Here is a 22,934-nt window from a genome sequence, read left to right on the forward strand (position 1 = left end):
GCGGTCCGGGGCCAGAGCGGGGGGCGCGCCCGGAGCGGGCGTGACCTCCCCCCGCCGCGAGGCGCGGCCCGGGAGAAGGCCGCGAAGTCCTCGCCGCCGAGCATCGGCGGGTCGGTGATCACCGAGCCCGGGAACAGGTCCTCGCACAGCTCCTGGACCACCGCGGTGCGGGCCGGGTCGTTCCACACCATGTCGTAGCCGCGCAGATAGTCCAGCTCGCAGCTCAGACCGGGGTTGGCCGTCTCCAGGCCGCGGACCATGTCCCGCATCGCCGCCTCGACCGTGTCCCGCACGTCGTCGTCTTGCGTGCGGACCACGCCGCCGATGTGCGCCTCCGGCGGGTACACGTTCAGCGCCGACTGACGCCCGGCGTCCATCCACGTCGTGGACACCACGCACGGGTCCAGGCCGGCCACCCGGCGGGACGGGATGAGCAGGAGCTGCTGGATCAGGGAGCTGGCCGCGGTGACCACGTCCACGGCGTCCTCCGGGGTGGACGCGTGGGCGCCGCCGGCACCCATTACGCCGACCTCACGGGCGAGGCGCTGTTCGTCCGGGACATGATCGACACGCACCACGCAACCGCGCAGGCCACGGGCGCGCGGATCGTGAACTTCTGCGGCTTCGACTCGGTGCCCTCTGACCTCGGCGTGCTCCTCACCGCGCAGCAGGCGGCCGCCGACGGCGAGGGCACGCTCACGGACACCGTCCTGCGGGTGCGCTCGATGCGCGGCGGGTTCAGCGGCGGCACCGTGGACTCCATGCGCCGCCAGTTCACCGAGGCGGCGGCGGACGAGGCCCGCGCCGCCGTCGTGAAGGACCCCTACGGGCTGTCCCCGGACCGGGACGCCGAGCCGGACCGGAGCGGCTCCGGCACCGGGCGCGGCCGGGGCTCGCGAATGCCCGTGGCGAAGGACGGGGAGTCCGGGCGCTGGGAGGCGCCGTTCGTGATGGCCGGGTACAACACGCGCGTCGTCCGCTGGAGCAATACCCTGACCGGCTGGTCCTACGGCGGCGACTTCCGGTACCGGGAGGTCACGGACACCGGGGCCGGGCCGCGCGGGCTGGTGCGCGTGGCCGCCGCGCGGGACCCCGCCTACACCGGCACCGCCGTGATGCTCGGCCAGGCCGGTCTCGCCCTCGCCGAGGACGAGGACCGGCTCCCCGCGCGGACCGGCGTCCTCACGCCCGCCACGGCGCTCGGCGACGTCCTCGTGCAGCGCCTGCGCGACCACGGGTTCACGCTGGAGACGCGGCGGCGCTGAGCGGTCCGCCGTGACCCGTCCGGCCAGAGCGCGGGGAGGCACTGCGGGGCGGCGCCTCGGAGAGTCGCCCTCGCCACCGCACCCGGCTCAGGCCGGGGCGTCCTCCCGCACCTCGGCCGAGCGCAGCACGCGCGGCAGGGTGGTGAACACGAGCCCGCCCAGGACGTTCAGCGGGATCACCCACCAGATCCAGCCGAGCCAGGCGAGGTAGTCCACGCCCTCGACGCCGGCGTGGATGGCCCCGAAGATCACCACCGAATCCAGCACGGAGTGGAACAGGGAGGCGCCGGCCAGCACCACGGCCCCGGCCACCGAGGCCACCACCGTGGCGACGGCCTCGTCCGCGCCGGCCTGCATGCGCGTCAGGAGCGTGATGGCCGCGCCCGCAAGCACGGCCAGTGCCGCGCCCTGCCAGCTGAGGCCGATGTCCAGGAAGTGGTGCGCCGTCTCGGCGATCACCGGGTGCAGCTTGGGGAAGGCCACCACGATCAGCCCCACCGTGATCCACCCGCCGATCAGGTTCATCAGCAGCGTCACGCCCCACAGGCGCAGCAGCTCCGCCCAGGTGGCGCGGCCGTTCACGATCGCCATGATCGGGTAGTAGAACCCCTCGGTGAACAGCTCCGAGTGCGCCAGGAACAGGGCGATGAACCCGATGGAGAACGCGACGCCCGCGAGCAGGTGGCTGCCCGTCTCGTGCAGGGCCAGCAGGTAGGCGAGCAGCCCGATGCTGATCTCCACACCCCCGAGGAATCCCGTGGTCAGCAGCACCGGCCAGGAGCGGTGCAGGCGCTCGGCGCCCTCCTCCACGGCCTCATGGTGGACGTCCTCGACCGCGTCCTCGACGTCGGCCTCGCGGCGGTCGTGCCCGGTGTGCTCCTCGCTCATCTGCGCATCCTCCCACGTCACCGACTGGGCCTCGGCGTGCCTGCCCCGCGACGACGTCGGCCGCCCACCGGGGCCGGCCGCCGTCATCGGGAAACCCGGGTCAGGCCTGCTTCATGCTCCCGGTCTCGAGGAACCGCTGGTGCCAGGACAGGGCCTCGCCCAGCAGGTGCGGGGTGTGCAGGCCCGAGGACTCCTTCAGCGCGCGGTCGGAGTAGTCCTGCAGCTGGTCCCGGTAGTCCGGGTGCGCGCACTTCGCGATGATCGTGCGGGCGCGCTGCTTGGGGGAGAGGCCGCGCAGGTCCGCCAGGCCCTGCTCCGTGACGAGCACGTGGACGTCGTGCTCCGTGTGGTCCACGTGGGAGACCATCGGCACGATGCAGGAGATGTCCCCGCCCTTGGCCGCCGAGGGGGTGAGGAAGAACGAGGTGAACGCGTTGCGGGCGAAGTCGCCCGAGCCGCCCAGGCCGTTCATCATCTTCGTGCCCATCAGGTGCGTGGAGTTCACGTTGCCGTACAGGTCCGCCTCGAGCATGCCGTTCATGGCGAGGACGCCCAGGCGGCGCACGAGCTCCGGATGGTTGGAGATCTCCTGGGTGCGCAGGATCAGCTTGTCCTTGTACTGCGCCACGTTCGCGTTGAACCGCTCGGCGGCCTCGGTGGACAGGGAGAACGCGGTGGCCGAGGCCATCGAGAGGGTGCCGGAGTCCAGGGCGTCCAGCATGCCGTCCTGCACCACCTCGGTGAAGGCGGTCAGCCCGCGGAACCGGGACTTCACCAGCTCGGCCATCACCGCGTTGGCGATGTTGCCCACGCCGGACTGCAGCGGCAGCAGCCGCTCGTCGTACCGGCCGGCGGCCACCTCGTGCTCGAAGAACTCCACCAGGTGCTGGGCGATGGCGATCGAGTCCTCGTCCGCCGGCTTGAAGGGGGAGTTGCGGTCCGGGGCGTGGGTCTCGACGACGGCGACCACCTTGGCGGGGTCGCACTCGAAGTACGGCTGGCCGATCCGGTCCGCGGGGTCCGTGATCATCACCGGCTGGCGGTGCGGGGGCAGGGCCGTGCCGTAGTAGACGTCGTGCAGGCCCTCGAGCTCCTCGCTCTGCCACGAGTTCACCTCGAGGATGACCTCGTCCGCGAGGTCCAGCCAGGACTTGTTGTTGCCCACCGAGGAGCTGGGCACCAGGGTGCCGTCCTCGCGGATCGCCGAGACCTCGACGACGGCCGTGTGCATCGGCCCGTAGAAGCCGTTCCACACGGTCTGCGCCAGGTGCGAGAGGTGGGTGTCGATGTACTCGACCTCGCCGGCGTTGATCTTGGCGCGCATCGTCGGGTCCGACTGGAACGGGGTGCGCAGCGCGATGCCGCCGGACTCGGCCAGCGCGCCGTCCATCTCGGAGGAGGTGGACGCGCCCGTGTGCAGGTCGATCCGGAAGTCCTCGCCGCGGGCATGCGCCGCGGAGATCCGCTCCGCGAGGGCCAGGGGCACCGCCTTCGGATAGCCCGAGCCGGTGAAGCCGCTCATGCCCACCGTGGTCCCGGGCCGGATGAAGGCCGCGGCCTCCTGCGCGGACATCACCTTGGCGCGCAGGCCGGCGTGCTGGATGCGGGATGACATGGGACCTCCGAGGGCAGTCAGGGCGGTGGGTCCGGACGGTGCGGACACCTCAGCGTACTGGCCTGACCTGCATTAAGCCTCGAATCGGACGTGCAGCCGGACCAGGACCTCCACGTCCTCCGGGGCCACGGCGACGCCCTCGCCGGCGTCCTGTCCGAACGCCCGAACCATGGCCCCGACGCGCGGCTCAGGGGCGCCGCCGCCCGGGAGCAGCCCCGCGTCGGCGACGTCGAGCACCGTGACCCGTCCGGTGCCGCACTCGGCGGCGATCGCCTCGGCCCGACGTCGGGCGTCCGCCACCGCGGCCCGCAGCGCCGCCGCCTCGAGGCGGGCCCGGACGGCGTCCGTCAGGGACCACGCGACCTCGTCGAGGGACCATCCGTCCCGCTCGCCCCACCGGGAGGCCCAGCCGGCGAGCGCGCCGACGTCGTCGAAGGTCACCGAGGCGCGCACCGAGGCCTCGTGCCGCGGCGGCTGGGACTCGCCGCGCTCGTTCCAGGGCCGCCAGGACCGCGTCCCCGGCGCCTGCACGGCGGAGGCGACGACGGGGCTCGGCTCGGCCTGCCGCAGCGCGTCGACCTCGGCGGTGAGGCGGTCGGCCTCCCGGGTGAGGGCGGCCATCGCGGCGGCGGCGTCCGCGTCCTCGACCGCGATCCGGACGGTGAGCGTGCCGAGCTCGGGCGGGTGGGCGGCGCGGTGCTCGCCGGCGACGGTGATGATCATGGCGTCAGCGTAGGGGAGGGGCGGCGCGGCAGGCAGTGGTCTCAGACGCCGGGGCGGCGCCGCAGCTGCTTCGTCTCGGAGCGCTGCCGCTTCGCCTCGAGGCGGCGCCGGCGAGAGCCGCGCGTGGGGCGGGTCGCCCGGCGCGGGGTCTCCGGGATCAGCGCCTCGCGAAGCATCGCGGCCAGGCGCTCGCGGGCGGCCACGCGGTTGCGGCGCTGGGCGCGGTGCTCCTCGGCGGCCACCGTCAGCACCGTCCCGGCCAGCCGCGGGCCGAGCACGGCCAGGGCGCGGGCGCGCTGGGACTCGTCGAGCGCCGTCGTCGTGGCGAGGTCCAGGCTCAGCTGCACGCGCGAGTCGGCGGTGTTCACGCCCTGCCCGCCCGGACCGGAGGCGTGGGAGAACCGCTCCGTCAGCTCCGCGGCCGGGATCACCAGGCCGCGCGGGGCGCCCGGGCCCGGTTCCACGCGCAGCTCAGCCATGGGACCGGGGGCCGGGGCTGCTCTGCATGCCAGCCAGCATCGCACGGGTCCGGCGCCGGCGGGACGTCGTGCGCCGCAAGGCCGTCCGGACCCCGCACTAGGGTGAGGCTCGTCCGACCGCCACGCCCGTGACCCGAGGAGAGACGATGTCCCGGACCCGCCCGCCCGCGCAGGACTTCCTCGCCGAGCTGCCCGACGGCACCGTCAAGCAGCGCAACCCGTTCTCCGGCACCGAGGTGTGGACCGTCCCCGGCCGCGGCCACCGCCCCCTGGGGATCGCCCGCCCCGCCGCGCAGCCCCTGGACCCCGACGACGACGGCCGCCACTGCGCATTCTGCTCCGCGCGGCTCCTCGAGACCCCGCCGGAGAAGTCCCGCGTGGTCCGCACCGAGGACGGCGAGCACGCGATCCTGCGCGACGTGCCGGCCGAGGCCCTGTTCGACACCGTCCCGGAGTTCCGCCGCGTGCCCAACCTCTTCGAGATCCTCAGCTACGAGTACTGGCGCCTCAACCACGGGTTCGTGCCCGCGCCGGGGGTCGCCGCCCGCCGCGCCGCGTATCTCGCCACCGAGGCCGGCCGCGCCCACGTGCTGGCCGTCGTCGGGAACAAGCTGCGCGCCGCCGGGCGCAACGCCGAGGAGGTCGAGGCGATGCCGGAGGAGGAGCGGATCGAAGCCGCGTCCGGGTTCTTCGGCGGCGGGCACGACGTGATCATCGCCCGGCGGCACTTCGTGGACGGCGCGCAGGACGACCACGCGCTCGCCGGCTCTGGGACGCTCAGCCCCGAGGAGCACCGGCGGTTCATCGCGCTCACGGTGGACTCGATGCGGGATCTGTACGCGGCGAACCCGCACGCCCGCTACGTGTCCGTGTTCCAGAACTGGCTCAAGCCGGCCGGCGCGTCCTTCGACCACCTGCACAAGCAGCTTGTGGCGATCGACGAGGTCGGGGTGCAGAACGAGGCCGCGATCGCGCGGGTGCGGCGGAACCCTGACGCGTTCGCGCAGGACGCGCTCGGCTACGCCGCCGAGCAGGGCCTGATGATCGCGCGGAACGAGCACGCCGCGATGTTCGCCGGGTTCGGCCACCGGTACCCCACGGTGGAGATCCACTCGCTCTCGCCGACCTGCGAGCCGTGGGAGCAGACGGACGCCGAGCGCGACGCCATGGCGGACCTGATCCACGCCGCCCACGCCGCCACCGGCGCGGACGTGCCCAGCAACGAGGAGTGGCACACCCGCCCGACCGGCGTCGCCGAGCCTCTGCCGTGGCGGGTCTGCCTGAAGTGGCGCGTCTCCACGCTGGCCGGGTTCGAGGGCGCCACGAAGATCTACCTCAACACCGTCAGCCCCGGGTCCGTGCGCGAGCGCGTGGCGACGCGCCTGCGGGAGCTGCAGGCCGCAGGTGCGATCGCGGACGGGATCCGGGTCGACGACGACGGGCGCGGGGCGGTCTGATCACGCGCCGCGTCGTCAAGGGCGACGAGGCCGTCAGGCGACGGCCCGCCGGTGCGCTGGAACGACGCCGAGCCTAGTCTTCGAGGCATGAGCATCCGGATGGACAACGTCGGGATCGCGGTGCGGGACCTCGAGGAGGCCGTCGCCTTCTTCGAGGACCTCGGCCTGACCGTGCTCGGCCGCGACGAGGTCAGCGGAGAGTTCGCCGAGACCGCCGTGGGTCTCGAGGGGAACCACGCCAAGATCGCGCTCCTCGCCACCCCGGACGGGCACGGCATGGTCGAGCTCATGCAGTACCTGAACCCCGAGCCGGTGGAGACGGAGCCGACGCGCCCGAACGAGATCGGCATGCACCGCATCGCCTTCGCCGTGGACGACCTGGACGCCGCGCTCGCGGCCGCCGCCCGGCATGGCTGCCGGCCGCTGAGAGGCGTCGCGCGGTATGAGGACGCCTTCCTGCTGACCTACGTGCGCGGTCCCAGCGGCATCCTCGTGATGCTGGCCCAGGAGCTGAAGGCGGGGGAGTGACCCGGTGCCGAACGTCCGTGCGGCACACTGACGCCATGCATCGCGACGTCGCCACCTACCGCCCGCCCCTCTGGTGGACCGTCCTCTCGGTCCTCGCCGGCCTCCTCGTCGTCGCGGTCGGCGCCATGGTGACGTGGGCGGGCCACGTGGACGACTCGCCGGGGCTCGGCGGGCTGGGCCTGATCAACGCGCTGGTCGGCGTCGTGATCGTGGTCCGGACGCTGCTGGCCCGCCGCCTGCTCAGCTCCGCAGTGCCGCCGTCGCCTCGGTGAGGTCCACCAGACGGGTGAGCACCCGGCTCAGCGTCTTGTCGTGGTGGTCCGTGCGGGCGAACGTCCCGTCGGGGAAGTCGGCACGGCGCACGAGCTGCACCGAGTCGCCGACCACGTGCATGTTGTAGGCCGCCACGGTGAACCGCCACGCCTCGGTGGCGCGCACGCCGCCGAGCCCGCCGTAGGCCACGAGGGCCAGGGCCTTGTCCTTCCACTGCGCGGAGAGCAGGTCGAAGGCGTTCTTGAAGGCGCCGGGGATGTTGCGGTTGTACTCGGGGCTGATGAACACGAACCCGTCGCACGCGGCCACGGCGTCACGCCAGCGGTGCACCTCGGCGGGGCCGTCCTCGTCCTGCGCCCAGCCCTCGTCGGTCATGATCGGCAGGTCGAACGCGGCCACGTCGAGCACGTCCCACTCCACGTCCCGGCCGCCGGTGTCCAGGCCGCGGGCCACCTCCTCCACCCACGCGCCGACCTGCGCGCCGAAGCGCCCTTCGCGAACCGATCCGATGACGATGCCGAGTCTCATGCGGCCGAGTCTAGGACCGCGTCCGGCACCGGGTGACGGCGCCCGCCCGCGGCGTCATCATGGAGCCCATGGAGAACGGACCGGTATGGGATGCAGACCGCACATGGACCGCCGTCCACGCCGAGCGCGCCCGTCTCGCCGCGAACCTCGAGCACCTGAGCCCCAAGCAGTGGCGGACGGCCTCGCTCTGCACGGAGTGGACCGTGGAGGAGACGCTCGCGCACCTCACGGCGGGGGCCTCCACGGGCCGGCTGGCGTGGCTGCGCAGCATGGTGGGCGCCCGGTTCGACGCCGGCCGGCACAACGCGCGGCGCCTGCGGGAGCATCTGGGGTCGACCCCGGCCGACACGTGGGCGCGCTTCGCGGCGGTGACCGACAGCCGCGTGGCCCCGACCGGCGACACGTGGGCCTGGCTCGGCGAGGTCGTGGTGCACGGCACGGACATCCGCGTGCCCCTCGGCCTCCCCGGTGGACCGGACCCCGAGGCCGTCGCCGAGGTGGCCCGGCGCTTCGCCGCGAGGGACTTCGCCGTGGACTCGGCCCGCCTCGTGCGCGGCCTGAGCCTGGCCGCCACGGACGCGGACGTGCGCTGCGGCGCCGGGCCCGATGTCCGCGGGCCGGTTCTCTCCCTCGTGATGGCGATGGCCGGGCGTCCGTACGGGCTCGCGGCGCTCGAGGGGAACGGCGTGCCGGAGCTGCGTCGCCGCATCGACGCGGACGGATGAACCGGCGGATGGACCACGGTCCCGCCGTCGGCCTGCACCGCACGGAGCGGCGGGTCGTTCCGCCTCCCGGGTCGAGCGCAGGCCTGGACGGGGCCGGCCGGGGATGATCTGATCGTGGAGTCCCGCCCCGCCGGCCCTGGAGGTCCCATGCCGATCATCGACCTGCCCCGGATCACCTGGGCCGGGCTCGGCTGGGGCGCCGTCGCCCTCGGGATCGGGGTGCTGCTGGGCCTGGCCCTGCGTGCGGCCGTGATCGGCACGATGCGCTGGCGCGGCCGGGGCGCGGCGGCCGCGCGGGTCTTCGGCCAGCTCGCCTTCGGCCTGGGCGTGCTCCTCGGACTCATGGCCGCCCTCGCCATCGTCTTCCCCTCCGTGCGGCCGGTGGACATCCTCGGCGGGGTCGGCGTCGTCTCCATCGCCGCCGGCATCGCGTTCCAGACCGTCCTGGGGAACATGTTCGCCGGCATCGTCATGCTCGCGCGGGACCGGTTCCGCGTGGAGGACCAGATCGAGGTGTCCGGGCACCGCGGCACCATCGTGGCCATGAGCCTCACGTCCACCTCGGTGCGGACCTTCGACGGGCGCCTCGTCCTCGTGCCCAATGCGGTGATGCACTCGGAGGTCGTGACGGTGCAGACCGGCTTCGAGCGAGTCCGCTCCACCGTCCGCGTGGACGTCGACGACGCCGTGGACCTGGTCGCCGCCTGCCGCATCGCCGAGGAGGCGATGCTCGCCGTCGGCCCCGTCCTGGACGACCCCGCTCCGCAGGCCCTGCTCTCCGAGGTCGGGACGACGACGGTCGGCATCGACCTGCGCTTCTGGTCCGGCGCCGCCCAGCTGGAGACGAAGCAGGCGACCCACGAGGTGATCGCCGCCGTGCTCGCGGCGTTCCGTGAGCACGGCGTGGCGACCGGCTCCGACGTCCTCGTCGTCGAGCCCGGCCCCGAGATGGCCCGCGTGCTCGGCACGCCGCCCACACCCTGAGCGCCGAGAGGATCCCCCATGGCCTACCAGCAGAAGACCACCGTGACCGACGTGCCCGTCGAGGAGTACCTGGCCACCGTCGAGCCGGCACGCCGACAGGAGCAGGGCTTCGCGCTGCTGCGGATGTTCCGGGAGGAGACCGGTGCCGAGGCCGTGATGTGGGGGCCGTCCATGATCGGCTTCGGCCACGTGCGCTTCACGTATCCCACGGGCCACTCCGGCGAGATGTTCCAGGTGGGCTTCAGCCCCCGCAAGTCCGCGCTGAGCCTCTACGGCCTCACCACGTACGGCTCCCACGCGGACCTGCTCGCCCGGCTCGGCAAGCACAAGGTCGGCAAGGGCTGCCTGTACATCAACAAGCTCGAGGACGTGGACGAGGCCGTCCTGCGCGAGATGATCCGCGTGGGCTGGGGCGACGACGAGTCCTTCGTGGACTCCCACGATGGAACGGTGATCAAGCGCCTGGCCTGAGTGTCAAGGCCCTGCGCTTCTACGACGAGCGCGGCCTGCTCTCCGGCGGCGGGATGCTCGACGACGGCCCCTCGGCGTCGGCGGACGCCGTCCGGTTCCGCACGGCGGAGCGCGCCGGCTGGGTGGCGGTGGTGGAGCGGCGCCTGGCCCTCCCCGTCGACGGGGAGCTGCCGGGGGGCTTCGCGGTGCCGGGACGGGCGCCGTCGTGCCCGCCGCCTCCGCGGCGACGTCAACGCCGTGCGCAGCGGCCCCCGGGCGACGGGCAGGCGCGCCGGCTCCCGGCTGGCCCACCGCCTCGTGAGCCGGCTCTTCCGCTGAGCCTGAGCCGCGCGGCGGCGCCGTGCCTGCTCGCCCCGCCCGCCGTCAGGCCAGGAGCTCGTCGACGGCGTCGAGGAGGTCGTAGATCGTGGGGCGCAGCGGGCCGCGGCGTCGGCCGTCGGCCTCGAGCACGAGGCCCGGGGAGCCGGTGACGCCGGCCGCCCGCGCCTGCCGCTCGGACTCGACCAGGTGGTCGGTGAGATCCGTGCGCCGGTCCCTCTCCCAGCGTTCCAGGTCCAGCTCGGGGATCTCGTCGGCGATCGCACGCAGGAATCGGTCTGTCACGTACCCGGAGTCCGCCTCCTGCTGGCTCAGGTGGAATGTCTCCATGAACTCCCACAGCCGGCCCTGACGCCCGGCCGCCCAGGCGGCGGCCTGCTGGGCCACGAACTCTCCCCTGTCCCGGGTGGTCGTCTCGAGCGGGCGGTAGCGCAGGGTGACGACGCCGGCCCGCACCTCCTGCTGCACCAGCTCCATCAGGTCGTGGTTGACGAAGTCGCGGCAGTGCGGGCACTGCAGGTCGCCCCAGTAGGTCAGGTGCGCCGGAGCGCCGGCCGCGCCCAGCAGATCGCCGTCCTGGGGGATGCCCTGCAGCTTCCACGCGAGATGCCTCTGGATGTCGTCGAGCGCCATGGCCCCATGCTAGAGGCTGCCGGGCCATGCCAGGTCCCGGTGCCGGGTGGGTAGCGTGGGGCCCATGCCCAGCCGTCTGCACCGCTCCCGCGAGATCGCCCTCGTCCTGGGCCGCAACGGCCTCCAGGCCACCGCGCTGGCGGCCGGGCTCGGCCGCTGGCTGCCCGCCGCGGACGCCCGCACCGCCCGGGACGCCGTGCTGCGGCCGGACATGCTCGTGGACGTGTTCGAGCAGCTGGGCACGACGTTCGTGAAGCTCGGCCAGCTGATCTCGGCCCGCCCGGACATGTTCCCGGAGAGCATCTGCACGGCATTCGCCCGCCTCACGGACGACACCACGCCCGTCCCGTTCGAAGCCATGGCCGCAACGGTGCTGGAGGACTTCGGCGCCTCCGTAGACGAGCTCTACGCCTGGTTCGACCCCGTGCCGCTGGCCACCGCCTCGATCGGCCAGGCGCACCGGGCACGGCTGCACGACGGGCGCGACGTCGTCGTGAAGATCCGCAAGCCCGGGGTGGTCGAGCAGGTCCGCACGGACCTGGAGATCCTGCGCACGGTCGCGAGCCGGCTGTCCCGGGCCTCGCGGGCCCTCCAGGACATGGACGTCGTCTCCCTGGTGGACGAGTTCGACCGCGCCCTGCGCGCCGAGCTGGACTACCTCGTCGAGGCGCGGGCCTGCGAGCAGATCGCCGAGAACCTGCGGGACGTGCCCGGCGTGCGGGTCCCGTGGGTGGACTGGGCGACCACGTCCTCGCGCGTGCTGACCATGGAGGAGATCACCGGATTCCGCGTAGACGACCTGGCCTCCCTCGACGCCGCCGGGATCGACCGGGCGGACCTGGCCTACCGGGCCGCCGAGGTGCTCATGGGCATGGTGTTCGAGGACGGCCTGTTCCACGCGGACCCGCACCCGGGCAACGTCTTCATCGAGGCGGACGGCGTCATCGGCTTCATCGACTTCGGCTCCGTGGGCCGGATCAGCTCCGGCATGCGCCGCCGCTTCGCCCGCATGGCGATGGCCCTGGTGCGCCAGGACCCGGACGGCCTGGTGCGCGCGCTGGTAGCCATCGCCCCGCCGCGCGGGGACCTGGACCGCCGCGCCCTGCGCCTGGAGGTCTCCCGCATCACCGGCCGCCTCGAGGGCCGCGACCTCTCGGACATCCGCGTGGACCAGCTGGTGGGCCAGATCTTCGGGATCGTCCGCCGGCACCGCCTCGCGCTCCCGCCCGAGCTCGTGCAGCTCTTCCGCATGCTGATCATCGTGGACGGGCTCGGCAAGCGCCTGCACCCCGGCTTCGACTACACCCGCGTGCTCAACCCGTTCGCCGTCCGGGTGGCGGGGGAGGAGCTGGACCCGCGGCGGGTGGCCGGCCGGATCGGGCAGGCGGGGCTCGCCGCCGCCGAGCTCGGCCTGGACCTGCCGGAGTACGCGCGCAAGGTCATCGACCACCTCGAGGACGGCGGCCTGGACGTCACCCTCCGCACCGGCGAGCTCGAGCCGCTCGTGGCGCGCATGGAGCGCACGGGGGACCGCGTGGTGGCCGCGCTCGTGGTCGCCGCCATGATCACCGGGGGCACCAACGTGCTGGTGGCCTACAAGGACCGGCTCGGCCGGTTCGCCGGGCCGGTGGTGGCCGCCGGCGGCGCCGCCCTCACCGGCGGCAGCGCCTACCTTGCCTGGACCGGACGCCCCCGCCGGATGCGGCGCCGCCCGCGCGGCTGAGCGGGTCCGCCACGACGACGACGGCGCGCGCCGACCCCGGCGCGGCACCGCACACTGGTGGCATGACCCAGACCGATGCCCTGCCGCCCTGCCCCGCCTGCGCCGAGGAGTACGCCTACGCGGACGGCGCCCTGCTGGTGTGCCCCATGTGCGGCCACGAGTGGAGCCCCGCCGCGGACGAGCCGTCCGAGCAGGCGGAGCCGGCGGCCGCCGTCGTGAAGGACGCCGTGGGCAACCCGCTGGCCGACGGCGACGACGTCACGATCGCCAAGGACCTCAAGGTCAAGGGCGGAGCCGGCATCAAGGCCGGCACCAAGGTGCGCGGCATCCGCCTGCTCGAGAGCCCGGTGGACGGGCACGACATCGCCGCCAAGGTCCCCGGCGCCGGCCAGATGTACCTGAAGTCCTCGGTGGTGAAGAAGGCGACCTGAGCCCCGGCCCGGTTCTACCGTGGTGCCTGACCGGTGAGGACCGCGAGGCCCCGGCCGGTCAGGCGTCCTCGCCGTCCTGATCGGCCGTCAGCGGCACGGCCAGCCGGGCCACGGTCCCCGCGGCGCCGGGGCCGTGGTGGCCCTGGCCTGGCTGGCCACGCGGCGCGGGCCGAAGGGCTTCCACCGGCGAATCGTGCGGGCCGAGGACCCGGCGCACCCGGCCACGGAGGTGCTGCGCACGATCACCGAGCCCGGCTCCCGCGGCTCGCGGATCCGCGCCGCGGAGGGCCGCGCCGGCGAGCAGGCCGGACCCACCCTGGAGCACTGACGGGGGCGGCACGGGCTGCCCCGGCCGGTCAGGCGTCCTCGCCGTCCTGATCGGCCGTCAGCGGCACGGCCAACCGGGCCACGGTCCCCGCGGCGCCGGGGCCGGGCTCCAGGGTGAGCTCCCCGTCCAGTGCGGTGCTGAGCAGGGCCGCCACGGGCAGGCCGAGCCCGTTGCCGGGGTACGGGTCGTTCGAGGCGTTGGCCAGCCGCTCGAACACCTCCTCGCGGTCCTCCTCGGGGATGCCGCGGCCCCGGTCGGCGACCTCGACGACGGCCCACGGCTCGCCGTCACGCTCCTCCTCGCGGACCCGCACGGAGAGCGTGCGCTCCAGCGGGGTCACGGCGGTCAGGTCGCGCGGCAGGTCCGAGCCCGACGCGAAGCGGACCGCGTGCCGGGCGTTGTCCAGCAGCTCCTCGAGGACCTGCACGAGCCGTGAGCGGTCCGTCACGGCGGTCAGGCCCTCGGCGGGGGCCTCCACGTCCAGGCGCGGCTCGTCCGCGGCGTCCGGGTGGCGCTCCCGCCACGCCTTGGCCGCCGTGGCCACGAGCACGCCCACGTCCACGGGGGTGCGCTCCAGCACCACGTCGTCCTGCTGGAGGCGGGAGAGGATCACGAGGTCCTCCAGCAGCCCGCGCACGCGGGTGGCCTCGGCCCCGATGTGCCGGTAGGAGGTGCGCCGCTCCTGCTCGTCCCCGCCCGGGTTCCGCAGGCCGCCCTCGATCACGGTGAGCGGGGTGCGCAGGGCGAAGGTGACGTCCTCGGCGAAGCGCCGCTCCTCCTCGAGGCGCCGGTCGGCGCGGCGGACCAGGTCGTTGGCGCGCCGGGCCAGGCCCGCGTACTCCGCGGACCCGTTCTCCGGCAGGCGGCGCAGCCCCCGGTCCTTGAGCGAGGCGTCCACCGCCCGGTGGAACTCCACCGTGTGCCCGAGGATGCGGCTGGAGACCAGCCAGGCCGCCGCCGCGGTGGCGGCGAGGGCCGCCAGGGCCAGGGCGGAGAGCAGCAGCGTCTGAGTCATCACGCGCTGCTCGTAGCGCTCGTGGAAGACGGCGACGACGACGTGCCCGGTGTCCGCCGGCGTGGTGACGGTGAGATTCGCGTAGGAGATGCGTCCGTGCGTCGGGTCCACGAGGGTGCCGCGGGAGCGGGGCTGCTCCATGGCCTGGCGGGTGGCCGGGGCGAGCAGCTCGACCGGCGCGGCGGCGTCCCCGTGGATCTGGGCGATCACGGGGGTGGCCGCGGTGCCGCCGAACATCAGCTCGGTGGGCTCCACGCGCTGCCGCTCCAGGTAGTGGCCCACGAAGCGCTCGGGGGTGGCGAAGGGCTCGCCGGTCTCGGGGTCGCGCCCGTTCTGGGCGAAGACCGCCACCTCGTCGCTCTCCTGCGTCAGGGAGGTCTCGATCGCGTCCCGCTCGACCCACCGCAGGGTGAGCACGATGGAGACGAGCATCAGCACCATGCCCAGGGCGGAGACGCCCAGGATCCAGGCGACGACGCGGGCGCGGCCGGAGGCGCTGAGCCGTCCGGTGGGCTTGCTGCGGGTCATTCGTCGTCTCCTTCGAGGTCGTCGGCGGACTCGCCGAGGCGCGGGGCGGACGCGGCCCGGGTGCCGGCCAGCTCCACGGCGGAGTGCCGGACCGGGGGTCCGAACGGGTCCCGGTCCGCGCCGGGGACGTAGGTGGTGGGCCGCTCGCCCTGGATGCGGGAGTGCAGCACGGACGGGGCCACCACGAGGGTGGGGGCCAGCTCGTCCACGTTGTAGACCTCGTACCGCTCCAGCAGCTCGTGCGGGGAGGCGCTGCGCAGGATCACGCAGCCGGGGTAGTCCGCGAGGATGCGGCGCAGGATGGGGCGGTCGCGGGCGTCGAGCTGGTCGTCCACGTGGTCCAGGACGAGCAGGGGCGGGTTGCCGGCCACGGCGCCTGCGATCTTCAGCAGGGCGCGCTCGTTGACGGACAGGGGCTCGCCGCCGCGCTTGAGGCGGGTGGCTTCGCCCTCGGGCAGGCGGGCCACGCGCTCGGCCATGCCCACGCGGTCCAGCACCTGCGCCACGGTCTCCCCGGCGCCGCGGTTGCGGTAGCGGACGATCCGGGAGATGGTGCCGCGCTGCAGCGGCACGTCCCGGGCGGCGACGCCGATCAGCTCGCGGCGGTCCTTGCCGGTCATGGCGTAGAGGTGGCGGCCGGCCACGGTGATCCACGCGTCCGAGGCGGGCATGTCCCCGGTGATCTCCCGGGTGACGCGCTCCAGGCGCTCGCGGGAGCCGCCGGTGAGCAGGACGCGGGAGCCGGGGGCGGCCACGAGGGAGGGGATCGTCCCCTCGGCGTCCCGCAGGTCTGCCAGGTGCACGGCGTCCCGGGAGAGGCCGCGCGGGTTGCCGTGGTGGCGCATGCGGGTGCGGGCCCGCTTCTGGCGCTTCTCCCGCCGGGCGTGGCCGCGGGCGTTCTCGATGATGGGGCGCAGCACCCGGCAGGCGGCGTTGTAGTTCTGCCGGTACTCGCCCACCCGGCCGAGCTCGGTCACGGGGGCGCCGAGCATGCCGGCGATGAACACCGCGGTGGTGATGGCGGCCCCGGTGGAGCCGGCGGCCGAGCCGGTGATGGCCACGAGCACACCCAGCACGGTGGTGATGGAGGCGGCGGAGCCGCGCATGGTCCCGGAGACCACGGCGCGGCGGTGGGCGGCGTCCTGGAGCTGGCCGGAGATCCGGTCCACCCGGCCCACCTCCCGCTGCACGCCGCCGGCGGTGCGGATCGAGCCCGCGGCCGTCACGGTGTCCGCCACGTAGCCGGCCATCTTGCCGCGCACCCGGCGCACCGCCACGGCGCGCCGGAAGAACACGCGGGACAGCGCCCACAGGGCGGTGAAGAACACGCCCAGGGTGACCACGACGACGAGCCCGAGGGTGGGCAGCAGCACGAACAGGCCGATCACGATGCCCACGATCAGCGGCACGCCCACCACGATCGGGCTGATCCCGAGGGCGATCCAGTTCTTCACCGCGGTGAGGTCGTTCGTGGTGCGGGCGATCGTGCTGCCCAGGTTGAGCGACTTCTCCGGGACGAGGGCGCTGGTCACCAGCAGCCGACGGGTCTCCCGGACGTAGTCCTGGCCCAGGTCCTCGGCGGCGACCCGCTCGAGGATCCGGGCCCCGCCCACGAGCAGGGCGGCCACGAGCAGGGCCGCGGCCAGGCCCCACGCGCCCGCACCGGCCGTCAGCAGCCGCGGGGTGAGCACGGCCACCGCCACGGACAGCGCCGCCTGCAGCAGGCCGAGGCCGGCGAGCCCCAGCAGCAGCAGCCTGCGGCCGCCGACGAACAGTGCGGGCATCGAGGGGTTCACGCGCCCACGGTCTCCGCGTCCAGGCCGAGCGTGCGCAGGGCCACGTCGGCCTCGCACAGGTCGTAGGTGGGGATGACGGGCACGTCCACCACGGCGGAGGCCTCGCGGGCGATCAGCGGGGCGGAGGTGAGCAGGCCGGAGACGGCCACGAGCGGCAGGCCGGCCCGCTGGAGCAGGCCCACGCCGGCGGCCGCGGAGAGCGCCTCGCCGCAGGCGAAGAGCACCTTGTCCGCGAGCTCGCCGAACTCGGGGTCGGCCACGAGGGCGGCGGTCTCGCCCTGGTAGATGCCGTCGGCGATCTCGATGACGACGACGTCGGGGTCGCCCTGGGAGAGCACGGAGGTGATGGAGAACATGATGTCCTTGATGCACTCGAAGGACAGCCGGAAGGTGGAGGGCAGGCCGAAGTCGGTGAAGTCCACGACCTTCTCGGCGCCGGCGTCGCGGAACAGGCCGGCGTCATTGCCCGCGCCGGTGCCGGTCGCCTTGCCGGCGTGGACGGTCAGGCCGGCGTTGACCAGGCCGTTGACGAGGCAGCCCACGGTGGTGGACTTGCCGGAGTTCATGGAGGAGCCGAAGACGACCACCACGGTGGGGCCGTCCTCGCCCAGGGTCTCGCGGGCCTGCTCCCACGGGGTGATCTCGTGCGGGGCCGTGTCGGAGAGGGAGACGACCTCGCCGCCGCGGGTGATGAGCCCCAGCGGCTCGAGGACCGTGGCGGGGTCGATGTTCTCGTGCTTCTCGATCACGCGGGAGGCCATGCCGCCGGCGGCCACGAGGTTCGTGTAGTTCAGGTTGCGGGGGACCTCGGCGAGGAACTGGTCCGGGGCGTAGCGGTCGCCGTAGGCCACGATCACCTCGTCGCCCATGAAGAGGTTGCGGCGGCGGGAGTTGTAGGACTCGAGCCGCTTGTGCTGGCCGATCGTCGCGATGCGGGCCAGGACCAGGTCGCCGGCCTTCGGGGTGACGCCGCGGCCGCGGCGCAGGCCGTAGCCCTGGTGCTCCTCGCCGCGGGCCCGCTGGCGGAACGCCCGGGCGGTGTACGAGGTCTTGGCCCGGCGCAGGCGGCGGGGGCTGAGCTCCACGTCCTCCACGCCGTCCACGGAGTGGCCCTCGGCGGGGTGGTCGGAGAGGTGGCGGTACTTTTTCTCCAGCTCGAAGCTGAGCGAGGCGATCAGGTCGGCGGTCTCGGTCTGCATGGTCTCTCCTGACGTCCGGTGAGGACGGTGTCCGGTGACGGCGCGGAGGCGGTGACGAGCATCCCTCCCTGCCGGTCGTCGGGATCCCCCCGCCGACGTCGTCGATCTCACCAACGTTTCGTGAAGCGCGGATGAGAGCCGGGTGGCGCCCCGGCGGCGGGCCGGGCGACGCGCGGCGCGGCCGCTGCGGTGCAGGGGCGCCGCGGCGGGGCTCACTTGGCGTCCGCGTAGGAGTCCAGGGACGCCACGGTGAGCGGGAAGTCCACGGGGGCGGCGCCGAACAGCAGGCGGCCGGCGGCGCTCGCGGCCTCGGCGACGACGCCGCGCACCGCCTCCGCCTCCGGCGCCGGGCCGTGGAGCACCACCTCGTCGTGCACGAAGAACACCAGCTCGGTCCGCAGCCCGGCCGCACGCAGGCGACGGCGGATCTCACCCATCCAGCACAGCGCCCACTCGGCCGCGGTGCCCTGCACCACGAAGTTGCGGGTGAAGCGCCCCTGCGAGCGCCGCCGTCGCCGGGCCGCGGACTCCGCGGCTTGGGTGCCGACGTCCGCCACGGAGTCCAGCCACGCCTGCTCGGGGGCGGGGGACCAGCGGCCCAGCCAGGTGGCCACCTGCCCGCCGGCCTCACCCACCGAGGCGGCCCGCTCGAGCAGGCCGATCGCCCGCGGGTAGAGCCGGCGCAGGTGAGGCATGAGGGCGGCGGAGTCGCCGGTGGTGGAGCCGTACATGGCCCCGAGCAGGGCCACCTTGGCCCGGCCGCGGTCGGCCAGCGCGGTGCCGGCGGCGCGGCCCTGCTCGGCGACCTCGCGGTACAGGTCGGGCGTGGTCCCGGCATGGGCCAGCGCCTCGTCGGCGGCCATGGCGGCGAGGATGCGCGGCTCCACCTGGGAGGCATCCGCCACGGTGAGCAGCCAGCCGGGGTCGGCCCGGACGGCGTCGCGCACCCCGGCGGGGATCTGCATGGCCCCCCCGCCGTGGGCGGCCCACCGCCCGGTGACCACGCCGCCCACCAGGTAGGCGGCGTGGAACCGGCCGTCGTCGCCGATCCACTGGTCCAGCCACAGCCAGCCGTTGGCCGTCCACAGCCGGGCCAGGGCCTTGTACTCCAGCAGCGGCGCGAGCAGCGCGGCCCGCGCGTCCTTCTCCGCCCCGCCCGCCTCGATCCAGTGCTTGAGGTCCCACTGCCGAGTGGACTCCACGGCCACGCCCGCCGTCTGCAGCGCCCGAAGCAGGCTCGGCTGCGAGTCGGGGCTCAGACCGGGGGAGCCCAGGACGTCGGCGATGCGTTCGGCCAGGGCCTGCAGGCGGGCGGGGCGCTCGCCCTGTGCAGGCCGGGGGCCGAGCTGCTCGGTGAGGAGCGCCTCGTGCACGCCCCGGTCCCATGGCAGACCCGCCGCCCGGATCTCAGCGGCCACGAGTGCACCCTGCGACTCCGCCGCCGCGAGCAGCCGCAGCCGGTGCGGGTGGGCCGAGCCCTCGACGGCGGTCCGCTGCGCGGCCAGCTCGGCCGCGAGCACGGTGACGTCCGGGGCGGAGCCGGTCTCGTCCGGCAGGTCGAAGAAGGACTCCTGACCGGCGGGCACCCGCGCGGGGCGCTCGGGCTCCGTGGGGTCGGCGACCTCGAGCTGCGCCACGGGCGTGTAACGCACCCCGCTGCCCGGCGCCGTCGCCGCGTGCCGCAGGATCCGCTGGACGAGGGCCACGTCCCAGCACCGATCCACCCGCACCCCCGCCGCCAGCCAGGCGGCGTACTCCGTCCCGACGTCGGCGAGCACCCAGCGGACCGTGCTCGGGTCCACGCCCAAGCGGGCGGGCAGACCGGCCACGAGTCCGGCCACGGACCCGGCGGGGCAGGATCCCAGGGGGGTGGCGTCGTCCCCGTTTACGGCCCACCAGGCGCCGGGGCTGCCGACGGAGGCGGGGGCGGGGCCCAGGACGACGAACATGTCCCTCATTCTGCCCCGCCGCCTCACCGTGGGCGGGGCGAGGGGCTGTGAGACTTGCACGCCCGCCGAGCGAAGAACAGACTGTGCGGACGCACCGGCGCGCAGCGGGCCGTCGGGCGCCACCCAGAGAGGACCCACCATGACAGCGACCCGGTCCGGCGGCGCCGCGACGTCTCGCCTCAACGCCAAGGTGGTCGGCATCTCGGTCGCCGCCGCGCTCGGCGGTTTCCTGTTCGGCTTCGACACCTCTGTCATCAACGGCGCCGTGGACGCCCTCGCCGGAGAGTTCGGCCTCGGCCCCGGTCTCACGGGCTTCACCGTCTCCTCGGCGCTGATCGGCTGCGCACTCGGCGCCTGGTTCGCCGGGCCGATCGCCAACCGCCGCGGCCGCGTGCCCGTGATGGTGATCGCCGCGATCCTGTTCCTGGTCTCCGCCATCGGCTCGGGCCTGGCGTTCGGCGTGGTCGACCTGATCTTCTGGCGCATGGTCGGCGGCCTGGGCGTGGGCGCCGCGTCCGTGATCGCTCCGGCGTACATCGCGGAGGTCAGCCCCTCCCATGTGCGCGGGCGCCTCGGCTCGCTCCAGCAGCTGGCGATCGTCCTCGGCATCTTCGCCGCGCTGCTCTCGGACGCGCTCTTCGCGACGGTGGCCGGGGGAGCGGCGCAGCCGTTCTGGCTCGGTGTCGACGCCTGGCGTTGGATGTTCCTGGCCGAGGCCGTCCCGGCGGTGCTGTACGGCCTGTTCGCCCTGAAGCTGCCGGAGTCCCCGCGCTACCTGGTCGCCCGCGGTCGCACGGACGAGGCGGCCGAGGTCCTGCACGAGTTCACCGGCGTGGACCGGGTGAACCTGATGATCGAGGACATCCGGCGCTCGCTGGACTCGGAGCACCGCGAGTCGTTGGCGGACCTGCGCGGGCCGTCGGCGGGCCTGCAGCCGATCGTGTGGATCGGCATCCTGCTCTCAGTCTTCCAGCAGGCCGTGGGCATCAACGTGATCTTCTACTACTCCACCACCCTGTGGCGCTCGGTGGGCTTCGGGGAGTCGGACGCACTCACGGTCACCGTGATCACCTCGGTCACGAACATCGCCGTCACCTTCATCGCGATCGCCCTGGTGGACCGCGTCGGCCGTCGCCCCATGCTGATCGCCGGCTCCGCCGGCATGGCGGTCAGCCTCGGCCTGATGGCACTGGCCTTCTCCTTCGCGGAGACCGGCGGCGCCGAGTCCGTGTCCCTGCCGCAGCCGTGGTCCACGGTGGCGCTGGTGGCCGCGAACGCCTTTGTGGTGTTCTTCGGAGCCACCTGGGGTCCGCTGGTCTGGGTGCTGCTGGGCGAGATGTTCCCGAACCGCATCCGCGCCGGCGCGCTCGCCGTGGCCGCCGCCGCGCAGTGGGCGGCGAACTTCACCGTCTCCACCACGTTCCCGTGGCTGGCGGACATCGGCCTGACCCTCGCCTACGGTCTGTACGCGATCATGGCGGCGCTGTCCCTGGCCTTCGTGGCGGCCTTCGTCCCCGAGACCAAGGGCAAGACGCTTGAGGAGATGAGCGACGTCGTCGTGCGCTCCCCGGGGCAGCGGCGCGCGGTGCGCGCCGAGGCCGAGCGGGACCTGCGCGGCTGACACCGCCCGTCCCGACGACGGCCCCCTCCCGGAGCTTCTGACAGGGAGGGGGCCGTGGTGTGTGCGGGGCGGGTCAGCCGGCGTCGGTGCCGGTGGCGGCCTCCTCGTCGTCGAGGCGCTCCAGGCCCTCGTCCTCGGAGTCCTCGATGAGACGGTCTCCGGCGATCTTGTCGACGATCATCGCGATGGCGGCGTCGCCGGTCACGTTGGTGGCGGTGCCGAAGGAGTCGATGGCGATGTACGTGGCGACCATGAGCGCGACCTGCGGCTCGGTGAAGCCGAGCATCGAGGACAGCAGGCCCGAGGCCGCCACGATCGCGCCGCCGGGCACGCCGGGCGCCGCGACCATGGTGACGCCCAGCATGAAGATGAAGCCCACGAACACCGGGACGTCGATCGACTGGCCCGAGAGGAACAGCACCGCGATGGAGAACGAGACGATCTTCACCGTGGAGCCGGCCAGGTGGATCGTCGCACACAGCGGCACGACGAACGAGGCGATCGGCCGGCGCACGCCGAGCAGCAGGGTCTGGCGCAGGGTCACCGGGATGGTCGCCGCCGAGGACGAGGTGCCCAGGGCCGTCGCGTAGGCCGGCAGCATCGTCTTCAGGGCCGTGAACGGGTTGCGCCTCGCGATCGCGCCCGCGACGACGTACTGGACGAGCAGCAGCACCACGGTGAGGCCGAAGACCAGCAGGATCACGCCGAGGAACGTGGTGATGACCTTGAAGACCTCGCCGGCGGCGGTCATGTTCAGGAACACGCCGAAGATGTAGACGGGCAGCAGAGGCACGACCAGGCCCATGACGACCCGCTCGATGATCGATCGCAGCTGGTCGAAGCCCTCGTGCAGGGCACCGCGCGGCAGCATCGTCAGGCCGATGCCGAGCACGAACGCGAGCAGCAGGGCCGTCATCACGCCGAAGGGCGGGTCCATCTGCACCTCGAACAGCGGGCCGAGCAGCGCGTCCTCAGGGTTGGCCATCGCCTCGAAGGACCCGGGCGTGAGGATCAGCGGGAAGACGAGCAGGCAGACCAGCAGGGCGCCGAAGCCGCCGAACAGGGTGGAGCCGTAGGCGATGCCGCCGGTCAGGGCCAGCAGCTTCCCCGCGCCCCGGCCGATGTCGCCGATGGCGGGGGCGACGAGCGCGAGGATCAGCACCGGGACGATGAAGCCCAGGAAGTTCGAGAACAGCCCGTTGAAGGTGGCGAAGGCCTGCACGAGCCAGGTCGGCGCGACCAGGCCGACGAGGACGCCGGCCACGATCGCGAGGAGGATGCGGGGCAGCAGGCCGACGCGGCGGCGCCGGGAGGACTCGGAGACGGCGCCCTGCGGGGCGCGATCGGACGGCGCGGCGGCGCCGGAGGAGGCGTGTGACATGGCGGACACGCTAGCGCAGGCCGCCCTGCCCGTCGCCCGGTCGGTAGGCCATCCGCGGCGGCGTCGACGACCCCCG

The 22,934-nt window shown here is 74.0% G+C and carries 23 protein-coding genes; 11 read left to right on the top strand and 12 right to left on the bottom strand.

The window, feature by feature from the left end:
* The coding region (locus NWP10_RS02075; protein WP_375162461.1) for a peptidase dimerization domain-containing protein at positions 1-521 on the bottom strand (521 nt) is incomplete at its 3' end.
* On the opposite strand from NWP10_RS02075, the gene NWP10_RS02080 reads away from it, so the two are divergent.
* Entirely contained in the window at positions 501-1,265 is a 765-nt protein-coding gene (locus NWP10_RS02080; protein ID WP_258299723.1) for a hypothetical protein, read from the top strand. The genes NWP10_RS02075 and NWP10_RS02080 overlap by 21 nt on opposite strands.
* Positions 1,266-1,352: 87 nt before the next feature.
* On the opposite strand, the gene NWP10_RS02085 is transcribed toward NWP10_RS02080, so the two are convergent.
* The 4 genes from NWP10_RS02085 to arfB all read right to left on the bottom strand — a co-directional run bounded on the left by NWP10_RS02085 (position 1,353) and on the right by arfB (position 4,970).
* Positions 1,353-2,153 (bottom strand): formate/nitrite transporter family protein, encoded by an 801-nt coding sequence (locus NWP10_RS02085; RefSeq protein ID WP_184170105.1) that lies wholly within the window; start codon positions 2,151-2,153, stop codon positions 1,353-1,355.
* A gap of 100 nt (positions 2,154-2,253) precedes the next feature.
* Complete coding sequence (locus NWP10_RS02090; RefSeq protein WP_258299724.1) at positions 2,254-3,768, bottom strand: acetyl-CoA hydrolase/transferase family protein; 1,515 nt, start codon at positions 3,766-3,768, stop codon at positions 2,254-2,256.
* 72 nt (positions 3,769-3,840) lie between these two features.
* Positions 3,841-4,491, bottom strand: coding sequence for an SIMPL domain-containing protein (locus tag NWP10_RS02095; protein WP_258299725.1), 651 nt, complete (start codon positions 4,489-4,491; stop codon positions 3,841-3,843).
* A gap of 41 nt (positions 4,492-4,532) precedes the next feature.
* Positions 4,533-4,970 carry an alternative ribosome rescue aminoacyl-tRNA hydrolase ArfB gene (gene arfB, locus NWP10_RS02100; protein ID WP_258299726.1) on the bottom strand — a complete coding sequence of 146 codons (438 nt, stop codon included), beginning with the start codon at positions 4,968-4,970 and terminating at the stop codon, positions 4,533-4,535.
* A gap of 146 nt (positions 4,971-5,116) precedes the next feature.
* Here arfB and NWP10_RS02105 point away from each other — a divergent pair, with 146 nt between their 5' ends.
* The 3 genes from NWP10_RS02105 to NWP10_RS02115 all read left to right on the top strand — a co-directional run bounded on the left by NWP10_RS02105 (position 5,117) and on the right by NWP10_RS02115 (position 7,227).
* Positions 5,117-6,427 carry a DUF4921 family protein gene (locus NWP10_RS02105; protein WP_258299727.1) on the top strand — a complete coding sequence of 437 codons (1,311 nt, stop codon included), beginning with the start codon at positions 5,117-5,119 and terminating at the stop codon, positions 6,425-6,427.
* 87 nt (positions 6,428-6,514) lie between these two features.
* Positions 6,515-6,955 (top strand): VOC family protein, encoded by a 441-nt coding sequence (locus tag NWP10_RS02110; RefSeq protein WP_258299728.1) that lies wholly within the window; start codon positions 6,515-6,517, stop codon positions 6,953-6,955.
* A gap of 35 nt (positions 6,956-6,990) precedes the next feature.
* The gene (locus NWP10_RS02115; protein WP_258299729.1) at positions 6,991-7,227 is read left to right on the top strand and encodes a hypothetical protein; all 237 of its coding nucleotides are present in this window, start codon (positions 6,991-6,993) and stop codon (positions 7,225-7,227) included.
* On the opposite strand, the gene NWP10_RS02120 is transcribed toward NWP10_RS02115, so the two are convergent.
* Complete coding sequence (locus NWP10_RS02120) at positions 7,196-7,756, bottom strand: NADPH-dependent FMN reductase (protein ID WP_258299730.1); 561 nt, start codon at positions 7,754-7,756, stop codon at positions 7,196-7,198. The two genes, NWP10_RS02115 and NWP10_RS02120, sit on opposite strands and share 32 nt — an antisense overlap.
* Positions 7,757-7,824: 68 nt before the next feature.
* Here NWP10_RS02120 and NWP10_RS02125 point away from each other — a divergent pair, with 68 nt between their 5' ends.
* The 3 genes from NWP10_RS02125 (at position 7,825) to NWP10_RS02135 (ending at position 9,936) form a co-directional block, all read left to right on the top strand.
* The gene (locus NWP10_RS02125; protein ID WP_258299731.1) at positions 7,825-8,481 is read left to right on the top strand and encodes a maleylpyruvate isomerase family mycothiol-dependent enzyme; all 657 of its coding nucleotides are present in this window, start codon (positions 7,825-7,827) and stop codon (positions 8,479-8,481) included.
* Between the two features lie 147 nt (positions 8,482-8,628).
* On the top strand, positions 8,629-9,465 hold the full coding sequence (locus tag NWP10_RS02130; protein ID WP_184170130.1) for a mechanosensitive ion channel family protein: 837 nt from the start codon (positions 8,629-8,631) through the stop codon (positions 9,463-9,465).
* An 18-nt stretch (positions 9,466-9,483) separates the two neighbouring features.
* Positions 9,484-9,936, top strand: a complete 453-nt coding sequence (locus tag NWP10_RS02135) for a DUF1801 domain-containing protein (RefSeq protein ID WP_258299732.1) — start codon at positions 9,484-9,486, stop codon at positions 9,934-9,936.
* A gap of 363 nt (positions 9,937-10,299) precedes the next feature.
* On the opposite strand, the gene NWP10_RS02140 is transcribed toward NWP10_RS02135, so the two are convergent.
* Entirely contained in the window at positions 10,300-10,887 is a 588-nt protein-coding gene (locus tag NWP10_RS02140; protein ID WP_258299733.1) for a DsbA family protein, read from the bottom strand.
* Positions 10,888-10,951: 64 nt separating this feature from the next.
* On the opposite strand from NWP10_RS02140, the gene NWP10_RS02145 reads away from it, so the two are divergent.
* The 3 genes from NWP10_RS02145 to NWP10_RS02155 all read left to right on the top strand — a co-directional run bounded on the left by NWP10_RS02145 (position 10,952) and on the right by NWP10_RS02155 (position 13,369).
* Complete coding sequence (locus NWP10_RS02145; RefSeq protein ID WP_258299735.1) at positions 10,952-12,610, top strand: AarF/ABC1/UbiB kinase family protein; 1,659 nt, start codon at positions 10,952-10,954, stop codon at positions 12,608-12,610.
* A 62-nt stretch (positions 12,611-12,672) separates the two neighbouring features.
* Complete coding sequence (locus NWP10_RS02150; protein WP_258299736.1) at positions 12,673-13,041, top strand: zinc ribbon domain-containing protein YjdM; 369 nt, start codon at positions 12,673-12,675, stop codon at positions 13,039-13,041.
* Positions 13,042-13,174: 133 nt separating this feature from the next.
* Complete coding sequence (locus NWP10_RS02155; protein WP_258299737.1) at positions 13,175-13,369, top strand: hypothetical protein; 195 nt, start codon at positions 13,175-13,177, stop codon at positions 13,367-13,369.
* Positions 13,370-13,397: 28 nt separating this feature from the next.
* On the opposite strand, the gene NWP10_RS02160 is transcribed toward NWP10_RS02155, so the two are convergent.
* From NWP10_RS02160 to NWP10_RS02175, 4 genes are all read right to left on the bottom strand, one after another.
* Positions 13,398-14,912: a sensor histidine kinase KdpD gene (locus NWP10_RS02160; RefSeq protein ID WP_258299738.1), complete on the bottom strand. Its 1,515-nt coding sequence runs from the start codon at positions 14,910-14,912 to the stop codon at positions 13,398-13,400.
* On the bottom strand, positions 14,909-16,696 hold the full coding sequence (locus tag NWP10_RS02165) for an ABC transporter ATP-binding protein (RefSeq protein ID WP_258299739.1): 1,788 nt from the start codon (positions 16,694-16,696) through the stop codon (positions 14,909-14,911). Before NWP10_RS02165 ends, NWP10_RS02160 begins: the two co-directional genes overlap by 4 nt.
* Positions 16,697-16,704: 8 nt before the next feature.
* On the bottom strand, positions 16,705-17,907 hold the full coding sequence (locus NWP10_RS02170) for a DUF1611 domain-containing protein (RefSeq protein ID WP_258299740.1): 1,203 nt from the start codon (positions 17,905-17,907) through the stop codon (positions 16,705-16,707).
* Between the two features lie 212 nt (positions 17,908-18,119).
* On the bottom strand, positions 18,120-19,856 hold the full coding sequence (locus NWP10_RS02175; protein ID WP_258299741.1) for a bifunctional 3'-5' exonuclease/DNA polymerase: 1,737 nt from the start codon (positions 19,854-19,856) through the stop codon (positions 18,120-18,122).
* A 139-nt stretch (positions 19,857-19,995) separates the two neighbouring features.
* On the opposite strand from NWP10_RS02175, the gene NWP10_RS02180 reads away from it, so the two are divergent.
* Positions 19,996-21,477: a sugar porter family MFS transporter gene (locus NWP10_RS02180; RefSeq protein WP_258299742.1), complete on the top strand. Its 1,482-nt coding sequence runs from the start codon at positions 19,996-19,998 to the stop codon at positions 21,475-21,477.
* Between the two features lie 73 nt (positions 21,478-21,550).
* Here the strand turns inward: NWP10_RS02180 and NWP10_RS02185 are convergent, their stop codons facing one another.
* Positions 21,551-22,858: a dicarboxylate/amino acid:cation symporter gene (locus tag NWP10_RS02185; protein ID WP_258299743.1), complete on the bottom strand. Its 1,308-nt coding sequence runs from the start codon at positions 22,856-22,858 to the stop codon at positions 21,551-21,553.
* Positions 22,859-22,934 lie beyond the last annotated feature (76 nt).

Source organism: Micrococcus sp. HG099 (genome assembly GCF_024723355.1).
Taxonomy (GTDB): domain Bacteria; phylum Actinomycetota; class Actinomycetes; order Actinomycetales; family Micrococcaceae; genus Micrococcus; species Micrococcus endophyticus.